16 protein-coding genes are annotated in these 22,817 nt (G+C 30.1%); 6 read left to right on the top strand and 10 right to left on the bottom strand.

What is annotated here, in order from left to right; all coding sequences use genetic code 11:
- The first annotated feature begins 66 nt into the window (after positions 1-66).
- The 5 genes from BTO04_RS00820 to lipA are packed head-to-tail and all read left to right on the top strand — an operon-like array spanning position 67 to position 4,070.
- Entirely contained in the window at positions 67-270 is a 204-nt protein-coding gene (locus BTO04_RS00820) for a membrane or secreted protein (protein WP_087562682.1), read from the top strand.
- A gap of 13 nt (positions 271-283) precedes the next feature.
- Positions 284-1,387 (top strand): glycosyltransferase, encoded by a 1,104-nt coding sequence (locus tag BTO04_RS00815; protein WP_198342089.1) that lies wholly within the window; start codon positions 284-286, stop codon positions 1,385-1,387.
- A complete protein-coding gene (locus BTO04_RS00810; protein WP_087562681.1) occupies positions 1,378-1,944 on the top strand; it encodes an RNA polymerase sigma factor in 567 nt (188 codons plus the stop codon). The genes BTO04_RS00815 and BTO04_RS00810 overlap by 10 nt, the downstream gene beginning before the upstream one ends.
- Positions 1,941-3,161, top strand: coding sequence for an Nramp family divalent metal transporter (locus BTO04_RS00805; RefSeq protein WP_087562680.1), 1,221 nt, complete (start codon positions 1,941-1,943; stop codon positions 3,159-3,161). The genes BTO04_RS00810 and BTO04_RS00805 overlap by 4 nt, the downstream gene beginning before the upstream one ends.
- A 39-nt stretch (positions 3,162-3,200) precedes the next feature.
- The gene (lipA, locus tag BTO04_RS00800) at positions 3,201-4,070 is read left to right on the top strand and encodes a lipoyl synthase (protein ID WP_087562679.1); all 870 of its coding nucleotides are present in this window, start codon (positions 3,201-3,203) and stop codon (positions 4,068-4,070) included.
- Between the two features lie 49 nt (positions 4,071-4,119).
- On the opposite strand, the gene BTO04_RS00795 is transcribed toward lipA, so the two are convergent.
- The 10 genes from BTO04_RS00795 to BTO04_RS00750 all read right to left on the bottom strand — a co-directional run bounded on the left by BTO04_RS00795 (position 4,120) and on the right by BTO04_RS00750 (position 19,700).
- The gene (locus BTO04_RS00795) at positions 4,120-4,962 is read right to left on the bottom strand and encodes a DMT family transporter (protein ID WP_302849203.1); all 843 of its coding nucleotides are present in this window, start codon (positions 4,960-4,962) and stop codon (positions 4,120-4,122) included.
- 178 nt (positions 4,963-5,140) lie between these two features.
- Positions 5,141-6,799: an alpha-amylase family glycosyl hydrolase gene (locus BTO04_RS00790; protein WP_087562678.1), complete on the bottom strand. Its 1,659-nt coding sequence runs from the start codon at positions 6,797-6,799 to the stop codon at positions 5,141-5,143.
- Positions 6,800-6,815: 16 nt separating this feature from the next.
- On the bottom strand, positions 6,816-8,693 hold the full coding sequence (locus BTO04_RS00785) for an alpha-amylase family glycosyl hydrolase (RefSeq protein ID WP_087562677.1): 1,878 nt from the start codon (positions 8,691-8,693) through the stop codon (positions 6,816-6,818).
- A 9-nt stretch (positions 8,694-8,702) separates the two neighbouring features.
- A complete protein-coding gene (locus BTO04_RS00780; protein WP_087562676.1) occupies positions 8,703-11,123 on the bottom strand; it encodes a TIM-barrel domain-containing protein in 2,421 nt (806 codons plus the stop codon).
- Between the two features lie 2 nt (positions 11,124-11,125).
- Positions 11,126-12,085: an alpha/beta hydrolase gene (locus tag BTO04_RS00775; protein WP_087565289.1), complete on the bottom strand. Its 960-nt coding sequence runs from the start codon at positions 12,083-12,085 to the stop codon at positions 11,126-11,128.
- Between the two features lie 84 nt (positions 12,086-12,169).
- A complete protein-coding gene (locus tag BTO04_RS00770; protein ID WP_087562675.1) occupies positions 12,170-14,101 on the bottom strand; it encodes a glycoside hydrolase family 13 protein in 1,932 nt (643 codons plus the stop codon).
- Between the two features lie 10 nt (positions 14,102-14,111).
- Positions 14,112-16,418, bottom strand: a complete 2,307-nt coding sequence (locus tag BTO04_RS00765; RefSeq protein WP_087562674.1) for a glycoside hydrolase family 65 protein — start codon at positions 16,416-16,418, stop codon at positions 14,112-14,114.
- An 85-nt stretch (positions 16,419-16,503) separates the two neighbouring features.
- Positions 16,504-17,154: a beta-phosphoglucomutase gene (gene pgmB, locus BTO04_RS00760; RefSeq protein ID WP_087562673.1), complete on the bottom strand. Its 651-nt coding sequence runs from the start codon at positions 17,152-17,154 to the stop codon at positions 16,504-16,506.
- A 9-nt stretch (positions 17,155-17,163) separates the two neighbouring features.
- Positions 17,164-18,534 (bottom strand): MFS transporter, encoded by a 1,371-nt coding sequence (locus BTO04_RS00755; protein ID WP_087562672.1) that lies wholly within the window; start codon positions 18,532-18,534, stop codon positions 17,164-17,166.
- 143 nt (positions 18,535-18,677) lie between these two features.
- On the bottom strand, positions 18,678-19,700 hold the full coding sequence (locus BTO04_RS00750; RefSeq protein WP_087562671.1) for a LacI family DNA-binding transcriptional regulator: 1,023 nt from the start codon (positions 19,698-19,700) through the stop codon (positions 18,678-18,680).
- 199 nt (positions 19,701-19,899) lie between these two features.
- On the opposite strand from BTO04_RS00750, the gene BTO04_RS00745 reads away from it, so the two are divergent.
- Positions 19,900-22,812: a SusC/RagA family TonB-linked outer membrane protein gene (locus tag BTO04_RS00745; RefSeq protein WP_087562670.1), complete on the top strand. Its 2,913-nt coding sequence runs from the start codon at positions 19,900-19,902 to the stop codon at positions 22,810-22,812.
- The last annotated feature ends 5 nt before the right edge of the window (positions 22,813-22,817 follow it).

Below are 22,817 nucleotides of genomic sequence, written 5' to 3'. Positions count from 1 at the left end.
AAATATTTCAAGGAGATTTCTCTTAAAACAATAGGAATTTGTATCTTTGTATTCTAATTTTTAAATATGAAATTATTACTTCTTACAATAGGTTTATTAGCACTTGGTGTAGCCGGAATTGCTATTAAAATTTGGGCAAAAAAAGATGGAAAATTTGCTGGTACTTGTGCAAGTCAAAATCCTATGTTAAATGAAACTGGTGAGTCTTGTGGTTTTTGTGGAAAATCACCAGAACAGTTTGATTCTTGTGCAGAACCTGAACATAAATAATTTTTCTTACTGAATGATTTTATCTGTTCTCTTCTACTCTTTTGTAGTTTTTACGGTAATTCAGACACTATATTCTCTTGTTTTCTCTGCCTTTCTTTTTGATAAAAAAAAGTCTAAGACAGAAGAGGTTCAACACCCTATTTCTGTAATTGTTTGTGCAAAAAATGAAGCACAAAACCTGAAAAAATTTATTCCTTCAATACTAAAACAAGACTACTACAATTTCGAAATAGTTTTAATAAATGACGCATCTTCTGATAATACATTAGAAGTTATGAAAAATTTTCAGAAGAAAAATTCGAACATAAAAATTATTGATGTAAAAAATATTGAAGCTTTCTGGGGAAACAAAAAATACGCACTTAGCTTAGGAATAAAGGGTGCTAAAAACGAGCATCTTCTTTTTACTGATGCAGATTGCAAACCTGTTTCTAAATCTTGGATTGCTGAAATCAACAATAAATTCTCTCAAGAAAAAACAATTATTCTTGGATATGGAAAATACAAGAAAGAAAATAAGCTTGTTAATTTATTTGTACGTTTTGAAACCTTGTTAACGGCAATTCAATATTTTAGTTATGCTAAAATAGGGTCTCCTTATATGGCAGTTGGTAGAAATTTAGCGTATAAAAAATCAGAATTTTTTAATGTAAAAGGTTTTATAAATCACATGCATATAAAATCTGGTGATGATGATTTATTTATACAAGATGCAGCAAATAATAAAAACACTACAATTTGTACTTCAGAAAATAGTTTTACAGTTTCAGAAGCTCCAAAATCTTTTAATGAGTGGTTTAGACAAAAAAGAAGACATATTTCTACAGCCAATCATTACAAATTTAAGCATCAACTCTTTTTAGGATTATTTTTTATTTCTAAAGTATTATTCTACCTTTTATCAACTATATTATTTTTCTTGTATCCTTGGAAAATAATGTTACCCATAGTTTTAGCTTACTTTTTAGTTCAATTTCTAGTAATCGGTTTTTCAACTAGAAAACTAAAAGAACCTCAACTTATTTATTATTTACCTTTTTTAGAAATTGGGTTATTATTGTTTCAGTTTACTATATTTATAGTTAATTTGTACTCAAAACCTAATCATTGGAAATAAGCGATAAAAAACTTGAAATAAATATTAGTAAAGCAAAAAGTGGAAATCAATCTGCTTTTCGTTTTTTGTTAAGTACTTTTTGGGGAGATGTTTATAATTATCAACTTAAAAAAACAAAAAGCGAGAACGATGCTGAAGATATTACTATTCAAACATTTTCTAAAGCTTTTGATAAAATTAATTCTTTTGATGAAAAGTATGTTTTCAAAACTTGGTTAATTGCAATTTCTAAAAATGTTCATATCGATTTATTACGAAAAAAAAATGCTTCTATTTCTTTTGAAACTTCAAGAGAACAAGAAGATAAAGTTTATTTGGTCATAGATGAAAGCCCCACGCCTGAAGATAAAATTATTACAGAACAAAACTTAGCTAAATTATTACGAGACATTAAGCAGTTAAAACCTAAATATCAAGAAGTGATACAGTTACGCTATTTTCAAGAATTGAGTTACAAAGAAATCTCTACTCAAATAAATGAGCCTATGAGTAACGTAAAAGTAAAATTATTACGGGCAAAAAAATTATTAGCAGAAATAATTAAAAAGTCTTCATGAAAAGATCATTACTTCATTCTTTAGGTCCAGGATTATTATTTGCAGGAGCAGCCATTGGTGTTTCACACTTGGTGCAATCTACAAGAGCTGGAGCAGAGTTTGGTTTTGGATTAATTTGGGCGTTATTATTAGTACATTTATTTAAGTATCCATTTTTTCAATTTGGGCCACGTTATGCAGCTGCAACAGGAGAAACATTATTAGATGGTTATAGAAAACTAGGCAAAGGTGTTTTAATAACCTATTATATTTTAAATTTTGCCACAATGTTTACCATACAAGCTGCAGTTACAATTGTTACTGCTGGTTTGGCTTCGCAACTTTTTGGTTTTACAGATGACTTGGTAATCTGGTCTATAATTATACTAATTATTAGCGTTATTATTTTATTGATTGGAAAATATAAATTGTTAGATAATTTAATGAAGTACATTATTATTACCTTAACAATTACTACAGTAATTGCAGTTTCTGTAGCTTTATTTAGCACAAAAGAAGCTTTTGATGTTACTCAAATACTACCATCTGGTGCAGTAGAACTTACTTTTTTAATTGCTTTTTTAGGGTGGATGCCTGCTCCTTTAGATATTTCTATTTGGCATTCTATTTGGACAGTAGAAAAAAACAAAAATACTTTTCAGAAAATAAAACCAAAAGAGGCTCTTTTCGATTTTAATATTGGCTATGTAGGTACATTGTTTTTGGGACTTTGTTTTGTTCTTTTAGGTGCATTTGTAATGTATAACTCTGGAGAAACATTCTCTAATAAAGGGGGTGTTTTTGCATCACAACTTGTAAATTTATACACCAAAAATTTAGGGGAATTTTCTTACATTTTTATAGCTGTTGCAGCTTTTACAACGATGTTTAGCACTACAATAACAACTCTTGATGCTTCTCCAAGAGCAATGACAAAAACTACAAATCTATTATTTGATAAAAAAACAAAATTTAATTATTGGTTTTGGATTATTTTCTTATTTATTGGCACAGTTATTATTCTACAATATTTTATGAATGATATGGGAATCATGATTAAAATTGCTACAATTTTATCTTTTTTAACAGCACCTTTTTACGCGATTCTAAATTATAGTTTAATCACCGGAAAACATACTCCTAAAGAGCATCAACCAGGAATTTACTTGAAAACTTTAAGTATCGTTGGTATTTTATTTCTTTTTGGTTTTAGTGTTTGGTTTTTAACAAGTATTTAAATCTTTCCTTTGTATCTTTGCACTTTAATTTAGTGAACAATGGCAATAGAAACTTTAGTACTTCCTGAAAGACCAAAAAAACCAAAATGGTTGCGTGTAAAATTACCTGTGGGTAAAAAATATACAGAACTTAGAAGTTTGGTAGATAAATATAAATTAAACACTATTTGCGCAAGTGGTAGTTGTCCTAATATGGGTGAATGTTGGGGAGAAGGAACTGCAACATTTATGATTCTTGGTAACATTTGTACACGTTCTTGTGGTTTTTGTGGTGTAAAAACAGGTAGACCAGAAACGGTTGAATGGGATGAACCAGAAAAAGTAGCACGTTCTATAAAACTGATGAGCATTAAGCATGCTGTAATTACTTCTGTAGATAGAGATGATTTAAAAGATGGTGGTTCTATTATCTGGGCAGAAACTGTAGATGCAATTCGAAGAGCAAACCCAACCACAACTTTAGAGACTTTAATTCCAGATTTTCAAGGAAACACCAAGCAAATAGATAGAGTAATAGCAGTGCACCCAGAAGTAGTTTCTCATAATATGGAAACTGTAAGAAGATTAACGCGAGAGGTTAGAATTCAAGCAAAATACGATAGAAGTTTAGGCGTTTTAAAATACCTAAAAGAAAACGGAATGAGAACTAAAACTGGTTTGATGCTAGGTTTGGGAGAGACAGAAGAAGAAGTACTGCAAACAATGAAAGATTTACGTGAAGTAAATTGCGATATCATTACAATTGGGCAATATTTACAGCCCTCTAAGAAACATTTACCTTTGAAGGAATTTGTAACACCAGAACAGTTTAAAAAATATGAAACCATAGGCTTAGAAATGGGCTTTATGTATGTAGAAAGTGGCCCTTTAGTGCGCTCTTCTTATAAAGCACATAAACATGCAAAATAATTTTTAATGAAGTAAAAAAGTCTTTTTTACTTCATTAAAAATACTATTATTATCCCTTTTTTCTTTTTAAATAGATATTATAAATTAACCCTAATAGAATAAGGAATACTCCTAACAAAGTCCATAGATTATATATTTCACCAAACCAAGTTGCGCCAATAATAATCATAAAAACAACTTCTAAGTATTTAAGTGGCGCAATAACATTTGTTTCATGTAGTTGAAAAGCTTTTGTCATATATAACTGACCTATATAGCCAAATACCCCCAAACTTGATAACAATAACCATTCTAATAAAGTAGGATTTTTCCAGTAATTGATAGACATAAATCCTCCAAAAACAAAAGCCATCACCATAAAATAATTAATAATAACTAATGGATGTTCTTTGTTGCCAATCTTACGAATAACTACAAATATTAAACCTAAAAAAAGAGCAGATATAATTACTAATAAAAGACCTATTGTATTTACATCTATTCCAAATCCTTTTATAATTAAAACCCCAATAAAAGCGAAAACAAATAGCAGCCATTGTATAGGTTTAATCTTTTCTTTTAAGAAAATTAAAGAAAAAATAGCAGCAAATATTGGTGATGTGTATCTTAAAGAAACAGCGGTACCAACTGCTAAATAATTTAAGGACTCAAAAAAGCAGGTTAAAGAAATAACACCAATTAAACCCCTAATAAATAACAACTTTTTATGTGTTCCTAAAATGGGTATTCTATATTTTAAAATTAATGGAATTGTAAAAGCAAGTGTACCAACAGATCTAAAAAAAACAATCTGATACACATTAAATGCTGTTAAATATTTTACGAATGCATTCATAATAGCAAATGCCATTACGCTAAAAATCATATAAAAAATTGCCTTATTGTTTTTCATAGAAAAAAGAAACCCCTCAATAAAAAATATTGAAAGGTTTTGTATATTTTTTGTTAAAAATAATACTATTTCAGAGACTTAATAAGGTCTAAAGCATTTTTTGTCTGACTTTCAATTTTATCATAATCAAAAGTAACATCAGCTTCAGACATAATATTTACATCTAAAAGATTGAAATCTACAGTAATCTCTTTTCTAACAAAACAACAGTATCTTTTGACATAAAAGTTACTTTACCATTTTTAACTTCTATCGTTTGATTCGAGTAAAAGTCATTTACTTTATCACCATTCTTAAAGATTGAAGAAACATTAATTTCTTTATTTCCTTTTGGCAAATTAAGACCGATTACTACTTTATCAATATTTCTAACTCTAGAGAAAACCAATCCATTCTCTTCAGAAATTAATTGATGTTTTCCAGCTCCAACAGCCATATGATTTGCTCTAAACTGCCCTAATTTTTGCCAATAATTTAGAATATTTTTTGTTTTAGTATTATTCTGAATATCATCCCAATTCATAAAAGAACGTAAAGTTGCATCACCAACTGATCCTTTAATTGTTAAATCTCTTGCAGATTCATCTCCATAATATACTTGTGAAGCTCCTGGAGTTAATAACAGCATCGTTGCCGTTTTATAAGGCATTTTTCTCTGTTTATCAAAAGGCTGCCCATCATCATGAGACGTCATATAGTTTAATACTCCATATCCTTTTAAATCGTTTTGAAGAATGGTATCATATTTATAAAACACCTCTTTTTCAGTCATTTGTTTTGCATTCCATTTAATTTCAAAATTTATTAAACTATTAAATGCTTTATCAAAATAATTAACTTTCTTGTTCCCAAAATCATATGCTTTTCCATGAGAAATCTCATAATTATACACTTCGCCAACCAAGTAAAAATTGTTATTATCTAACACTTTATCAGCGTTATTTTTTTTGTATTCTGCAAAAGAAAAATCACATTCTTGCTTAAATTCTTGCCACACAAATTCTTCTGTATGTTTCACCGTATCAACTCTATAACCATCAATTCCGAATTCTGTAATATAATCAGTCAACCATTTCATAATGTAAAAACGTGGCGCTCTAGGGTGTCCTGTTCTTTCAAAAAAGGCATCTAACTCTTTTACTTCTTGCTCATAACGTCCTTCTGCTTTCCATTTTTTAATTAATTGAGGTGGCAATGCTACATTTTCATTGCTTTCTGTTTTAATATCTGGTAAGTTTTTTACAAGTGTACATTTAATTGTATTTTCATAATTATCATATTTACACTGAGGCCCAGTTCTAACCCAATCACTAGGCCAAACAGGGTCTTTTTCTGTAACAGGGCCTGTATGGTTTATAACAGCATCTAACAGAACTCTAATTCCATTTTTATGTGCAATTGCAACCAATTCTTTTAAGTCTTCTTTAGTACCGTAATTTGGGTCAATATTTGTCCAATCTTTTGTCCAATAACCATGATACCCATAAGATAAGCCAGTTCCTTCATCCGTTTCACCATGAATTTGCTCTACAATTGGCGTCATCCAAATGGCATTAATTCCTAATTTAGTAAAATATCCTTCTTTTATTTTATGAGTAATTCCTTTAATATCTCCACCTTCAAAACCACGTAATTTACCTGCTTCTTTAGTTCTATCAAAATTGATATCATTAGAGGTGTCTCCGTTATTAAAACGATCTGTTAGCAAGAAATAGATATTTGCTCCTTCCCAAACAAACTCTTTAGCTTCCATCTTTTTTACTATTTTTTTTGTTGATGTTTTTTCTTGACAGCTAATAAAAGCTATTAAACTGATAATAAAAATGATATTTTTCATATGAAATACTTTTTTTTTAATTCTGAATTTTTAAGATGAAAGATTCTAATGGTTTAATATCTACTCTAAATTTTGCTTGCTTATTTTTAACAATCAACGTTGTAGAATACTCTTTATATAATTGATCTTCTAATACATACTCACCCTCTTTTAAATCCAATTTTTCAATGATATCTTCTGGTAAACTTAAATCAAAACCATATGTATTACCTGCATTAAAGTTAGATATGACAATTAATTTTTCATCTTCAGACCAACGTACATAAGACAAAACTTTATCATTATACCATTCAGAATTTTGACGATTATAATGATGTATATCTTGATACTCTCCCATTAAAGCTTCAGAAGAAATTGTAAAATTTAACAAACGCTTGTAAAAATCTCTTAAAGCCAATTCCTCTGTGGTAGATTGTCCGCCATCAAATTGCTTATTGTTTACCCATCTTTGAAAGGAAGGAACACCAATATAATCAAAAATTGAAGTTCTTGAAGGAGCTCCAAAACCTGCATTTTCAGATCCATCTTCACCCAATTCTTGACCAAAATAAATCATCGTTGGTGCAGTAGAAATTGTTGCAGAAACTACCATTGCTGGTTTCGCTTTAGCTGCATTTCCTGCAAATTCTGGGCTTGCAATTCTTTGTTCATCATGATTTTCTAAAAAATGCAACATATTATGTTCTATGTCTTTTAAATCTTCTAGAATTGGAGGAATATTATCTGTTAATCCATGACCTTGCATTACATGTTTAATCGTATCATATAACTGAACTTTGTCATACAAATAATCCATTTTTCCTTTTTTAATGTAATCTCTATACATTTGAGGATTGTATACTTCTGCTAATAAAAAAGCATCTGGATTTTTCATTTTAATAGCTGAATTCATGAAACTCCAGAACTCTACTGGAACCATTTCTGCCATGTCATATCTAAAACCATCAACACCTTTTTCTATCCAATACAATGCAATATCTCTAAATTTTACCCAAGAATTTGGCACCGTTTTATCTTGCCAAAATTCAAAATGTTTTTTGTAATCTTCGTTTGCAAAACCTGCTGGTAATTCATCAAAATCTTTTTTCCCTTCTGGTGAAATACCATAGTTAACTTTTACAGTTTCATACCAATCATAAAAATCAGGTTTTGTAGAACGCGAACCGTTACCTGTCCATTTTGCTGGATTTTCATCAAACCTACCATCAGATAAAGGAGTTTTTTCTCCTCCTAAAGGTGCATAATTATTTAAAAAATCTGGAACTTCAAAAGCTTCATTTGGAGTGTAATAAAAATTATTATTTACATCATATATAACAGAGGTAGTATCATCTTCTCCAAAACTTTTTACGCCTTCCGGATTAGAAATACTTTTATAATTTCTTGCAACATGGTTTGGAACAATATCAATAATTACTTTTAATCCGGTTTTATGAGAACGCTTAATTAAAGCTTCAAATTCTTCTAATCGATTTTCAACATTTACAGCCAAATCAGGATTTACGTTATAGTAATCTTTTACAGCATAAGGAGAACCTGCTCTTCCTTTAACAACATCTGGATCGTCATTTGAAATGCCATATTTTGTGTAATCTCTAATTACATCGTGATGTGGAACTCCTGTATACCAAATATGCGTAATTCCTAAATTTTTAATTTCTGATAACGCTTTATCAGTAAAGTCATTAAACTTTCCAACGCCATTTTCTTCAATAGTTCCCCAAGGTTTATTCGTGGTATTTGTATTCCCAAACAAACGAGTAAAAACCTGATAAACGACAACTTTACCTACTTTTTCTTGTTCCAACATTTTCTTTTCTGATACTTTTTTTGGTGTACAACCAACTATTATTGATAAAATGGCTGCAACTATAAGAGATTGTTTTTTATTCATAATCGACAGTTATTTTAATGATACTTTAATTTTTAATTCTTTTTTTGTATTCCAATTTAAAGGAATTCTAAGTGTATTATTTTTTGATAAAATTGGTGCTCTTTTACCATTTACTTTTATTTTTTTAGGGGTCCAGTTTATATTGTGAATTATCAATTGTATTTCTTTTTCTGATGATTTCCAATTATCACCAAATTCAGTATTAAAATTAATTTCTAAATAACGTTTTGTTACTTCTGATTCAAATTCTAAAATTTCAAATTCTTCTTTTTCAAAAGCATTTGCTGTTAAACCATTATCATTATAAAATTCTCTTTCACTTTTTTTGATAGAAGCATCATAATAATAATGAATTTCTAATTTATCTGCTTTATAATTGTCTGTGGTTTGTACTAAATCTGACATTAAAATAAAAGTGCCTCCTCTTACGTAGGTTGGAATAGAATTTTCTTTAACTTTTACAGTTTTTGTTTTTCCTCCTTCAACTTTTTCATCCGTATAAAAATTGAACCAATTTGCTGTTTTAGGGAAATATATTTCTTTCGTTTTTACAGAATCTTTTAAAATTGGCGTGATTAAAAAATCTTTACCCCAAAGATATGTAGATGAATTACTCATTAGTTTTTCATCCTCTTCTTCAAAGAATATTGGACGCATTAAAGGCGTTCCTTTTTGATTATTTTCGAATGCTAAATTGTAATTATAAGGCAATAATTTATAACGTAATTCAATAGATTCTTTCGCTAATTTCTTTGCTTTTTCACTTCTAAAAACAGGCTCACTTGGTACATCATCTTGTGCATGAGGTCTAAAAATTGGTTGAAAAACACCATATTGCAACCAACGTGTATATAAATTATCATCTAAATTTGCACCTGCAAACCCACCTAAATCAGAATGCATATACCCCAAACCTTGCATTCCCATTTGTAATGCTATTTCTGGCTGAGACTGTAAACCTCCCCAACTTCTACTAACATCTCCAGACCAAGGAATCATACCAAAACGCTGAGAACCAGAATATCCAGCTCTCATTAAAATAAAAGGTCTTTCGTTTGGAAGCTCTTTTTGATATCCTTCAAAAATTAAACGTGCCCAATCATGACCATAAATATTATGAACTTCATCTGCTTTATTACTCTCAAAATTCACCCAAGAAGGCAGTACTTCTGGCTCTCCTAAATCTCCCCAAAGTCCTTTTACACCAAGGTTTAAAATCTCTTTATAAATATTCCAAAACCAATCTTTTCCTTCCTTTTTGTAAAGATCTACAATACCTGTATTTCCAAAATAGAAATCATATTTAGCAGGGTTTCCAACAGAATCTTTTGCTAAAACGTTTTTTTCTACAGCTTCATTCCATTTTTTAGAATTCGACAAAATAAAAGGTTCAGTAATTAAAACAGTTTTAACTCCTTTTTCTTTTAAACGAGAAACCATTCCTTTTATATCTGGGAAAGAACCTTTGTCTACTTCTAAATTCCCCATAGTTCCTTGAATGGTTTTTCCAAACCAATACAAGTCTAAAACAATAGCATCCACAGGAATTTTCTCTTCTTTAAATTTATCAATTGTTTCTTCTGTTTCTTTTTGAGAATGATACCCAAATCTACTTGAAAAATTACCTAAAGTCCATCTTGGTGGTAAAGGTTGTTTCCCTGTTAAATCTGTATAATTATCAATTAAATCAACCCAAGAATCACCAACTATAACTTGATATGTTTTGCGTCCAGAAATTGTTTCATACGTCAATGAATTGTCTTTTTTGCTATCTAAATCTAAGTAACCAATTGGTGCATTATCAAAATGAATCATATATTTTTTAGAGGAAATCACAATTGGTAGCGTAAAATTCATCAACTCAGAATACGTTTCATAACCATAATGTGCTCTGTTGTATAAAGCTAAACGATGACCCCTTCTGTTCATTCCTAAAGCTCTTGCTCCTGCTCCATATAAAACCTCATCAGAAGTTAAATTGAATTCAATTTTTTCTGTTTCTTCATTAGTAATATTACCTTTTACATTTTCTAAAGGAAGGTGTTTAGATTTGTAATAGCCTTGTTTTTCTGAAGTGATTAATTCATTTTTATATGTATAGCTAATTTGAAAAGGGTTATGTTGAATATGAATTGATATTCCTTCTGAAGAAAATATACTTTCGCTTTGAGTTAAAATTGAAATTACATCTAAATCTTTCTTGTTTAAAACCACTGCATGAGAATTATTTTGTAATTCTTCACCTTTAGGAACAAATGAGGTTTCAATTATTTTTTCATTATAAAAAGTAATATAATAGGTGCCATCATTTACATTAATTTCTAATCCGTTTTTTGTTTCAGTTACATTTTTAAAAATTCGAGTTGAATTTTGAGCAATAGAAAATGAAGAGATTAGAACAAATAAATAAAGAAATTTAATATGTTTCATGTTTATTTTTTAAGTAAAAAAGTTAACGGAATACTTACTCTTCTCTGCCAAGAAAGCTCTGAATGATCTGTTCCTTCAAAAAATAGATTTTTAAAATTTTCTGATGTATAATCATTCTTCAGAAAAATAGAATCTACTCTTGGTGCATATTGAGGATAAAATTGATCTAATGTTTTATTGCCATAATCAAAATACATTTTATGATTTTCTGCACTTGGTAAATTACTTTCTAAGTACTTAAAAACTGCATCTGGTAAAGGGTTATTCTCTTTTGGAGACCCTCCAACCCAATGAGTAGAAACACAAGCTGCACCTGCAAAAACTTCTGGATATTCTGCTACTGCATACATAGACATTAAGCCTCCCATAGAAGAACCTGCAACAAATGTATTTTCTTTATTTGTGTAAACAGCATATGTTGCATCTATATATGGTTTTAACTCTTCAATAATAAATTTTAGATATTCATCACCAAATAAATTAGTCCTAGCATTATTTTTTGCAGCTTCTTTGTACATTTTATCTTTATCTTCTTTTGAAAGAAAATTCATTGCTTTTTCTGGGTATAAATCTTGCCATCTAATTGCAGGAATATTATGAATACCAACAACTATAAAATTTTTAGTGATTTCATCTTTCATTAATTTTGTAGCAACCTCATCAATCATCCATTCTTGCTGGTTCCAAGTAGTGGTTGCATCAAACAAATTTTGTCCATCATGCATATACAAAACAGCATATTTTTTTTCTGACGAATAATTTTCTGGCAACCAGACATCAACAGGTCTCGCTGTAATATTTTTTGAAGAAAAACTATCTATTCTTATTAATTGACCACCTGCTAAAATGGCATCCTTTAAAACCAAAGCAGATATATTATCATAATTACTTTCTACTTCTTTAGTTTCTGATTTACAAGAAAAAATGATTAGCGTTAAACAAATAATAATTAGATTTTTCATGTTTTGTTCTTTAAAAAGTTCTCCATACAATTCTGATAAAAATCAGAATCAATCGAACTGACAGGTTCTTAATTATATAGTCTCTTACTTTGTAGTTAAAATAACACTTCCTTTTTCTGATAAATGAATTTCATCTCCCCAATTAAATGCTTCTCCTGTTAGGATATTTTTTAGCGTTTTCCCTTTTAACCCAACTTCACTATAACGTTTTAAATCGATTGTAATAGGGGTGTCATTTTTATTAATAATATGAACAACTGTTTCATTATCTTTCGTTCTGAACAAAAAGTAAGTTCCCCTAAATGGAGCAAAATGAATGGTCTTTCCATTATGAATTGCCTCACTATTTTTACGATAATTTAAAATTTTAGTTACAAAAGACTGCATCGTTTTTTGAGCTTCAGATAAACCTTCTTTTGTAAATGCATTCCTTTTATCACCTTTAAAACCTCCAGGGAAATCGGTTCTAATCAAACCGTGATCTCCAGGTTTTGCGGTATCATCCATTAAAATTTCTGTTCCGTAATAAACTTGTGGAATTCTTGGTAACATTAACATGTAACTCAACGCCATTTTAGCTTTTGTAACATCTTCATTAACTTCTGTATACAACCTACTTTTATCATGATTGTCTAAGAAAACCATAATGTCTTTTGGTGTTGCATACTGAAAATCGTTGGCCAATCCTTCGTAAATTTTTACTAAACCAGTATCCCAAGATTCTTCTTCATTGATTCCGTCAATAATAGATTTTTGCATCGGAAAATCCATTGTAGATTTTAAGTTAGATTCATATCCATCTTTATTTTGTGCCCCTTTTTGCCAATAACCAACTAATAACGGATTGTAACTCCATTCTTCTCCAACAATAGAAAAATTAGGGTATTCGTTCATAATTGTACCTGCCCAATTTGCCATAAAATCTTTATCAGGATAAGGATAAGTGTCTTGTCTAATTCCGCCTAAACCTAAAGTTTCTATCCACCAAATACTATTCTGAATAATATATTTTGCCATAAAAGGATTGCGTTGATTTAAATCTGGCATTTCGGCAACAAACCAACCTTCATTATTTTCTTTTCTATCAATTTCAGAAGCGTATAAATCTTGATTTGTAGTTCTTCTATGGTTAGAATTTATATTTGTTTTATAAGTCCAATTTTCAATATTGACTTCGTAATTTTTTTGATTATTTACCCAATCTTTAAAAGGCAAATCTTTCATCCACCAATGTTCCAAACCACAATGATTTGCAATTTGATCCATGATTAATTTCATTTCTTTTTCTCTTAACTTATCTGCCAAATTTTTATAATCATCTAGAGTTCCAAAACGAGGATCCACTTGATAATAATCTGTAATTGCATACCCATGATATGACCCTTTAGGCATGTCATTTGTTAATACTGGAGTTGGCCAAACCGTTGTAAAACCTAAGTCTGAGATATAATCTACATTATTTATTATTCCTTGTAAATCACCTCCATGACGTTTATAACCATCCGTTCTGTCTAAAGAAGTATCTTTTAAATCTTTGTTGATATCATTTGTTTCATCCCCATTTGAAAAACGATCTGGAGTAATTAAATAAATTGCATCAGAACTATTAAAACCTACATATTTATCAGCAGATTTTTCTCTTGCTTTAAGTTCATAGGTATGCGCTTTTTTTGTTCCATCTTCAAATGTAAAAACAATATCAAATTTTCCTGCTTTGGTTGATTTATCAATCTCTAAATCGATAAATAAATAGTTTTCACTTCTCGCTTTGTTTACTTTTTTAATAGAAACTCCAGCATAAGAAATTGATGGTTTTGATTTGCCAATATTGTCTTCTTTTACTAATAATTGTAATGAAGTATTTTTAAAACCAATCCACCAATTTGTTGGTTCTACTCTTTCTAAACTGGTATTTGAAATTGAAACCTCAGAAACATTTTTAGTGGATTCAACATTACTACATGCTATAAAAAACAATATTGTTAATGAAATAAAAATACTCCTGTAAAGTTTCATAATTTCAATTTTAAACAGTTACTAAATTATTTGGAGTTATCGTTACAAGTTCTCCATTCACTAAAATACTTATTTCATTTTTCCCTTCTAATTCAAAATGAGTTCTATTTTGAGTCACATTTACAGTAATTACTTGATTTCTAAAGTTTACTTTAAATGAATACGATTTCCATCCTTTGGGAATTTTTGGTGAAAAAGAAAGGGTGTTATTTAGCACTCTCATTCCTCCAAAACCTTCAACGATACTCATCCAGGTTCCTGCCATAGAAGTAATGTGTAACCCTTCTTCTACTTCGTGATTATAATCGTCTAAATCTAAACGTGAAGTTCTTAAATAAAATTCGTACGCCTGATCCATTCTACCTAACTTTGCTGCTTGAATACTATGTACACAAGGAGACAATGAACTTTCATGAACTGTAAATGGTTCGTAAAAATCGAAATGACGTTCTAATTCTTCCGTAGAAAAATCTTCTTCAAACATATAGAAACCTTGTAAAGTATCTGCTTGTTTTATATAAGGAGAACGTAAAATTCTATCCCAACTCCATTTTTGATTAATAGGTCTTTGGCTTTTATCTAAATCTGCAACAGAGATTAATTCTTTGTCTAAAAAACCATCTTGTTGTAAGAAAACATTGTATTTTTCTGAAAATGGGAAATACATATTATCAGCAACATTTTTCCATTTAGATAATTCATCATCAGAAAATTTTACTTTTTCTTTAATCCTGATGTAATCAGAAATATAGTCCGTTTTTACAGTATTTATATTTTCTAAGGCATAATTAATACACCATTTTGCAATGTAATTTGTGTACCAATTATTGTTTATATTGTTTTCATATTCATTTGGACCGGTTACTCCCAAAATCATGAATTTGTTTTTATCCGAAGAAAAAGTAGCTCTTTGTTGCCAAAAACGTGCAATACCAATTAGAACTTCCAATCCTTTTTCTGGAATGTAAGAATAGTCGCCTGTAAATCTAAAATAATTAAAAATAGCAAAAGCGATAGCGCCATTTCTATGAATTTCTTCAAAAGTAATTTCCCATTCATTATGGCATTCTTCACCGTTCATAGTAACCATTGGATACAATGCTGCTCCGTTTGTAAAACCAAGTTTCTCTGCATTTTCAATGGCTTTATCTAAATGATAATACCTGTATTCTAATAACTTTCTTGCAACAGATTGATCTTTTGTAGCCATGTAAAAAGGAATACAATATGCTTCTGTATCCCAATACGTACTTCCTCCATATTTTTCTCCTGTAAAACCTTTTGGACCGATATTTAAAGTAGCATCAGTTCCTAAATAGGTTTGATTTAGTTGAAAAATATTAAAACGAATTCCTTGTTGTGCCTTCACATCACCTTCTATCGTAATGTCAGACATTTTCCAGATTTGTGCCCAAGATTGTTTTTGCATTTCTAATAAAGCATCAAAACCAAAACCTACAGCTTTGTCTAAAGCTTCTTTTGCAGCAGTAACTAATTCATCTTTATGATGATTTCTATCAACCACATAACCACCAAATTTGTGAATGGTAAATGTTTGGTTTTGCTTAACCTCTTGTTGATACGTGAAAGAAGTATATTTCTCTAATTGTTTATTATTACATCCTGTAATAACCTCTTTATTATCTACAAATAATCTAGATTCCATAAACGTACACGTGTAAAAATGTGTTTTCATGGTTCTTGCCTGAATGTAAGATTGCTGATTGTTTTGAGAAACTTCTAAAACATCCCAAAATTGGTCATCCCAATTGGTGTCTTCATTCGTAATTCCTGCATCTATATAAGGAATATAGGTGATTTTTGCATCAGAATTTAAAGGAGTTACATTGTAATTAATGGCGCCAACAGCATCTATATCTAAACTTAAAAAACGTTTGGTATCAACTTTAATTTTGATTCCGTTTTGTAAAACAGCTTCAAAATTTCTAGACAACCAACCTTCTTTCATGTTAAGCTCTCGTTTAAACTTTGAGACTTCTTTACATGTATGTAAATCTAGTTTTTCATCGTTAATTAAAACGTTAATTCCTATCCAATTTGGTGCATTTAAAACTTTCGCAAAATATTCTGGATAACCGTTTTTCCACCATCCAACACGTGTTTTATCAGGGTAATAAACACCTCCAATATAACTTCCTTGAAACGTATCTCCTGTATATTGTTCTTCAAAATTAGCACGCTGTCCCATGACACCATTACCAATACTAAATAAACTTTCTGAAGATTTTACCGTTGCAGCATCAAATCCTTCTTCTAGGATAGACCATTCATTTGGTTTTATATAATCTTGATTCATTTTATGCTTTTTTGAGAGAAAAGAATAGAGAGAAAAAAATAAAGAATTGTTTCATCTTTTCTCGTTTCTAACTTTTCTTTTTAATCTATTTTAATAAATCTTTAATAAAATTGGTGCTAATTTCTGTAAAATCATTAAAGTTCAATTGCGCTTCAGAAAGCACTTTTTCATCTCCAATACCTATACTTATCATTTTAGCAGCATTTGCCGCTTCTACTCCTGCAACTGCATCTTCAAAAACAACACAATCATCAGGATTGACTCCTAATTGCCTTGCAGCAAGCAGAAATACTTCTGGATCTGGTTTTGCTTTTGTAACATTATTACCATCTACAATTGTATCGAAATAATGTAATAAACCCACTTTTTCTAAAATAGGTTGTGCGTTTTTACTTGCGGATCCTAAAGCAATAGGAATATTATTGTTTTTCAAAAATTCTAATACCCTAGGAACATCTGGAAGAATCTCAGATGCATCCATGTTTTTGATATACTCTAAATAATCAACATTTTTTTCTACCATCCAAGTATCAAATTCTTCTTGTGTTGCTTCTCTATTACCAATTTCTAACAAAATTTCTAAACAACGTTTTCTACTAACACCTTTAAATAATTCATTTTGTTCTTTGGTAAATTCGAAACCTAAATGATTCGCTAATTTTTTCCAAGCTAAGTAATGATATTTGGCAGTGTCAACTATAACACCATCCAAATCAAATATAAATCCTTTTTTCATTCTAATTTTTTAATTCTCTCCTTGATAACTAATTGCGTTCTTATTGGTGATTAGTAAGTTACAAAAACCTGCAATTATTAAGCTAATTCCTGCAACAGTCATTGCATTTATCGCTTCTTTACCTAATAAACCTGATACATAATTGATTCCTCCCAACGCAGCAATAATCTGCGGAATTACAATAAACATATTAAAAATACCCATAATTACGCCCATTTTCTTTGGGTCTACAGAACTTGATAACATTGCATATGGCATTGACAAAATACTACCCCAGGCAAAACCTATTAATACAAAACAGTATTTTAAGTTTTCTGGTGAAGCATAGCTCATCAATAAAAAACCGATACCTCCAATAATCAAAGAAAACAGGTGTACATATTTTCTGTTAATGTTTCTTTTTGAAGTGTACAACGTTAATAATAAAGCAAATACCATTGACGATAAACCATAAATACCCATAGCAGAACCTACTGAATTAGAAGATTCTTGAAACTTAGTATTTGCAATTTTAAATGCTTCTGCTTGAAGTGAGTCTGCCATATTAAAAGCAGATTCTAGTGGAGCTGGAGTATTAAAAACATGTTCTGTTAAGGCAGGATTTGCTAAACTCCACATTGTAAAAAATGCAAACCAAGAAAAGAACTGAATAACACCCAATTTTTTCATTGTTGTTGGCATACTTCCAATATTTTCTAGAATATCTGGAATAAAATTGTTTCTCTTTGCTTTTTCTCGCTCAAATTCTTCCATGTCTTCTGGCGGATATTCATCTGTTGTAAAAACGGTATAAAGAATACTCGCTAAAAACACAAAAGCACCAATTCCAAATGCTACTTTAACAGACATTGGCACTACACCAGATGCTGCTTCATTACTAACACCAAGTTTAGAAACCATCCAAGGTAAATTACTTGCAATCCAAGTTCCTATTCCTATAATTAATGTTTGAACAACAAAACCATAAGATCTTTGAGATTGAGGTAATTTATCTGCAACTAAAGCTCTAAATGGCTCCATAGAGATATTTATAGAAGCATCTAGAATCCAAAGAAAACCAGCTGCAACCCATAATACAGGTGAATGAGGAATAAAAAACAGCGCTAATGAACTTAAGATAGCACCTACTAAAAAATAAGGTCTTCTTCTACCCCATTTTATGCTCCAAGTTCTGTCACTCATATAACCAATAATTGGTTGTACAAGTAAACCTGTTAAAGGTGCTGCAATCCATAGTAAAGGAATCTCTTCCTTTCCTGCTCCTAAAGTTTGAAAAATTCTTGACATAAATCCACCTTGTAAGGCGAATCCAAATTGTATCCCCAGAAACCCAAAACTCATGTTCCAAATTTGCCAGAAGCTTAACTTACGCTTTTCCATTATCGAATATTATAAATGAATATTACGATAAGTGTTTAGACTTATCAATTAATAAATTTTGTGGAATATAATTTATTGAAAAATCGATTAATAATACAAAGATATTTTTATTTTCTCTTATTGATAGAAATTAAATATAATTTTTACGACGACGGTTTCGTGGATTCTCGTAGTTTTAAATCACTAGAAATTACAATCTTTTTTGGGCTATAGGTTTCAGATTCTTTTTCTATTCTTTCAATTAAAAGTTCTACAGCCTGCTTACCCATAGTAAAACCATGTTGTGCTACTGTTGTAATTGAAGGTGATGAATACCTAGAAATCAAACCATCAGTAAAACCAATGATAGAGATGTCTTCAGGTACTTTTAAACCTCTTTTTTTAGCAACTCTTATTGCCTTAGCTGCATAAATTTCGTTTACACCAAAAACACCATCAATATCTTGTTTAAAAACCTCTTCTATTTGTGCTATTATATCCTTTTTTTCATCAATTTCTATAATTAAATTTTTGTCAGTTTTAATATAATTTTCTATCAGCGCTTTTTCATAACCTTGTCTTCTTAAAGCACCTACATTAACATGGTTTGGGGTTGTAATTAAAGCGATCTTTTTTCTACCATTATCTAACAAATGTTTCGTTGCTTTATACCCTGCTCCTACATCATCAACCACAACTTTATCACAGAATATTTCATCAACTACTCTATCAAACAAGACCAAAGGAATCTCTTCTGAAACCAACTCTTTAAAGTGATCAAAATCCTTATTTTCTAGTGTTTCATTAGCTACAGACACAATAATTCCATCTACACTTCCATTAGACAAAACCTTTAAAGTTTCCACTTCTTTCTTATACGATTCATTAGAAAAACAAACCATAATATGATACCCTTTTTCACTTGCTCCTTCTTCTATTCCTTTTATTACAGTAGAAAAGAAGTGATGCACAATTTTAGGTAAAATTACTCCGATTACTTTTGTCTTTTGATTGCGAAGTTGAAGCGCTAGACTATTAGGCTTATAATTATAATGTTTTGCATAAGCTTGAATCCTTTCTTTGGTTTCAATACTAATCTCATGACTATCCTTTAATGCCTTAGAGACTGTAGATGTAGAAACACCTAATTCTTTAGCAATTGTTTTTATGGTAATTTTTTGCTTCATTTATTTATAAAAATGCAAATTTTAGTATTATTTATTATTAATATGATGATTTTTTAAAAAAAAAGTTGTTAACACGAAAACGGTTTCGTGATATTTATCATATTTAAAATGATCAACAAGTAACTATATTTACTGTGTGGAATGTAAATTTATTGTTAATACAAAATCAAATTTACAGTTATTATTTAACAACTTATACATGAAAAAATTTAAATTATTGTTAATTGGTATTCTTTTAAGCTCATCATTTACCATGTTTGCACAACAAACGGTTAATGGTGTAGTAAAAGAAAAAGCAACAGGCGAACCCTTACCTGGTGTGAGTGTAGTGGTTAAGGGCACAATAAAAGGTGCTGAAACCGATTTTGATGGAAACTTTAGTATTGAAAAAGTAAAAACTGGCGATGTGTTAGTTTTTAGATACTTAGGGTATTCTGATAAAGAAATTACAATTGAATCTAACTTTAACTTAACAGTTGAATTAGATGAATCTGCAGAACAACTAGAAGAAATTGTTGTTGTGGGTTATGGATCTGTAAGAAAAGAAGATTTAACGGGTACAACAGATCTTTTAACAAGTAAAGACTTTAACAAAGGCCCTATTGTATCTGCACAATCACTTATTAGTGGTAAAGTTGCAGGTGTAAATGTAATTGCGGGATCTGGTGCTCCTGGTGATGGCCAATCTATTAATATTCGTGGAACAGGTTCTTTATCATTAACAAGCCAACCATTATATGTAATAGATGGTATTCCTTTAGATAATGGAGGTGTTGGAGGCTCAAGAAACCCATTAAACTTTATCAATCCAAATGACATTGAAACATTTGTAGTTTTAAAAGATGCATCTTCTACTGCCATTTATGGTTCTAGAGCAGCAAATGGGGTAATATTAATTACGACTAAAAAAGGAAAAGATAAAGACTTTAAATTCAATATTAGTTCACAAACTACGGTATATACTTTAAGAGATAAAGTAGATGTTTTGTCTGCAGATCAATTTACAAGCTTAATAAATAATATTGGCACGACAACTCAAATTGGGTTATTAGGGAACTCTAATACAGATTGGCAAGAAGAAATTTATACTACTGCAATTGGTCAAGATCATAACTTTAGTGCACTGGGTAACCTTTATGGTGTGCCAATGAGAGCTTCTTTAGGATATTCTGAACATGGTGGAATTTTAAATGGAGATAACTTACAACGTACTACAGGTTCTGTTAGCTTATCACCAACTTTATTTGATAAGCATTTAAAAATTGAATTAAATGCAAAAGGAATGTATACAGAAAACAAATTTGCTGATAGAGGAGCTATAGGAGGTGCTGTATCTTTTGATCCAACACAAGCTGTTTATGATGCTAACTCACAATATGGAGGTTACTTTGCTTGGCTAGATGCTGGTACAGGGAATCAAAATAACTTAGCACCAACAAATCCTTTAGCGCTATTAAACCTAATAGATGATACCGCTGAAGTTAGACGTTTTGTAGGAAATGTAAAGTTTGATTATAAAATACATGGTTTCGAAGACTTTACTGCTACTGTTAACTTAGGTTATGACACTTCTAATAGTCATGGTAGAAAAGTTACTTCTGCATCAATTCCAACTTCAGATGCAACATTTAATGGATCTTTAACAAGTTATGTTCAAAATTCTGACAACAAAGTTTTTGATGCTTATTTAACGTATCAGAAAACATTTAATGAAGCACACAATTTAACGGTTGTTGGAGGACATGCTTATCAGTCATTTGAATATGACAATTATAGTTATGATAGTGAAGCTGAAGAAGATGGTAATACTTATGAATTTATTGATAAGTCTAAAAATGTATTATTATCTTATTTTGGAAGAGCAAATTACGATTACAATGGTAAATACTATTTAACAGCAACGGTAAGAGCAGATGCTTCTTCTAAATTAAATCCTGATGATCGTTGGGGAATCTTCCCTTCATTTGCAGCTGCATGGAGTATTCATAAAGAAGCTTTCATGGAAGACTCGTTCTTTAATGAGTTAAAATTAAGAGTTGGTTATGGAGAAATAGGAAACATTAATGGATTAGGTGATTACCAGTTTTTAACAAGATACCAAGGAAGTACAGATACTGCAAATTATCAATTTGGTAATGCTTTTTACCAAACATTTAGACCAGAACCTATTAATAAAGATTTGCGATGGGAAGTAGGTAAAACGTTTAATGTTGGTGTAGATTTTGCTTTATTTGGTAGTAGGATTTCTGGTTCTGTAAATGCGTACCTAAAACAGACAAACGACCTAATTGCAAGTTCAATTGTAGATCCTTTTACAAATTTTGGAAATAGAATAAATGCAAATATTGGTAATATGGAAAATAGAGGTATTGAATTTAACATAAATGCATCTCCTATTAAAACTAAAGATTTAGAATGGTCTGTTAATTATAACATTTCTTTAAATGATAATAAAATTACTGAATTATCTGTAGATCAGCCTCAAGGAGGAATCTCTACAGGTGTTGGTAATAATGTACAAGTGCATAGAGAAGGTGAAACAGCAAATAGTTTTTATGTTTTTCAACAAGTTTATGATACTTCAGGAATGCCAATAGAAGGCGTGTTTGTAGATAGAAATAGTGATAATATTATTAATGACGATGATAAATACATTAATGAGGATCCTTTTGGTGATGTATTAATGGGTTTTAACTCAAATTTTAGTTATAAAAACTGGGATGTATCAATACAAACTAGAGCTAGTTTTGGAAATTACATGTATAATGATATTGCTGCTAATAAGGGTGTTCAAGTAAATGCCACGAATAACAATATTTTATCAAACTTACATTCAGACTATTACAATAGTGGTTTTACAATTATTAGTGATAAAACTGCTTTAAGTGATCATTTTGTTCAAGATGCTTCTTTCTTTAAAATAGACAATATAGCAATTGGCTATACTTTAGAAAAGGTAGAAAATACAACATTTCGTTTTTACGGATCACTACAGAATGTTTTAACAATAACTGATTATGATGGTTTAGATCCAGAAATCAGTTTAGGTATCGATAATAATTTTTACCCAAGACCTAGATCATTTGTTTTAGGTGTAAATGTTAACTTTTAATTAAA

Origin of the sequence: Polaribacter sp. SA4-10, assembly GCF_002163835.1 — a bacterium.
Lineage (GTDB): Bacteria > Bacteroidota > Bacteroidia > Flavobacteriales > Flavobacteriaceae > Polaribacter.
This window is presented reverse-complemented; position numbering and strand designations above follow the sequence as displayed.

Bases quoted from the DNA above. Each gene is read 5' to 3' on its own strand.
- BTO04_RS00820 (WP_087562682.1), top strand. From the start codon at position 67: ATGAAATTATTACTTCTTACAATAGGTTTATTAGCACTTGGTGTAGCC.
- BTO04_RS00815 (WP_198342089.1), top strand. From the start codon at position 284: ATGATTTTATCTGTTCTCTTCTACTCTTTTGTAGTTTTTACGGTAATT.
- BTO04_RS00805 (WP_087562680.1), top strand. From the start codon at position 1,941: ATGAAAAGATCATTACTTCATTCTTTAGGTCCAGGATTATTATTTGCA.
- lipA (WP_087562679.1), top strand. From the start codon at position 3,201: ATGGCAATAGAAACTTTAGTACTTCCTGAAAGACCAAAAAAACCAAAA.
- BTO04_RS00795 (WP_302849203.1), bottom strand. From the start codon at position 4,962: ATGAAAAACAATAAGGCAATTTTTTATATGATTTTTAGCGTAATGGCA.
- BTO04_RS00790 (WP_087562678.1), bottom strand. From the start codon at position 6,799: ATGAAAAATATCATTTTTATTATCAGTTTAATAGCTTTTATTAGCTGT.
- BTO04_RS00785 (WP_087562677.1), bottom strand. From the start codon at position 8,693: ATGAATAAAAAACAATCTCTTATAGTTGCAGCCATTTTATCAATAATA.
- BTO04_RS00780 (WP_087562676.1), bottom strand. From the start codon at position 11,123: ATGAAACATATTAAATTTCTTTATTTATTTGTTCTAATCTCTTCATTT.
- BTO04_RS00775 (WP_087565289.1), bottom strand. From the start codon at position 12,085: ATGAAAAATCTAATTATTATTTGTTTAACGCTAATCATTTTTTCTTGT.
- BTO04_RS00770 (WP_087562675.1), bottom strand. From the start codon at position 14,101: ATGAAACTTTACAGGAGTATTTTTATTTCATTAACAATATTGTTTTTT.
- BTO04_RS00765 (WP_087562674.1), bottom strand. From the start codon at position 16,418: ATGAATCAAGATTATATAAAACCAAATGAATGGTCTATCCTAGAAGAA.
- pgmB (WP_087562673.1), bottom strand. From the start codon at position 17,154: ATGAAAAAAGGATTTATATTTGATTTGGATGGTGTTATAGTTGACACT.
- BTO04_RS00755 (WP_087562672.1), bottom strand. From the start codon at position 18,534: ATGGAAAAGCGTAAGTTAAGCTTCTGGCAAATTTGGAACATGAGTTTT.
- BTO04_RS00750 (WP_087562671.1), bottom strand. From the start codon at position 19,700: ATGAAGCAAAAAATTACCATAAAAACAATTGCTAAAGAATTAGGTGTT.
- BTO04_RS00745 (WP_087562670.1), top strand. From the start codon at position 19,900: ATGAAAAAATTTAAATTATTGTTAATTGGTATTCTTTTAAGCTCATCA.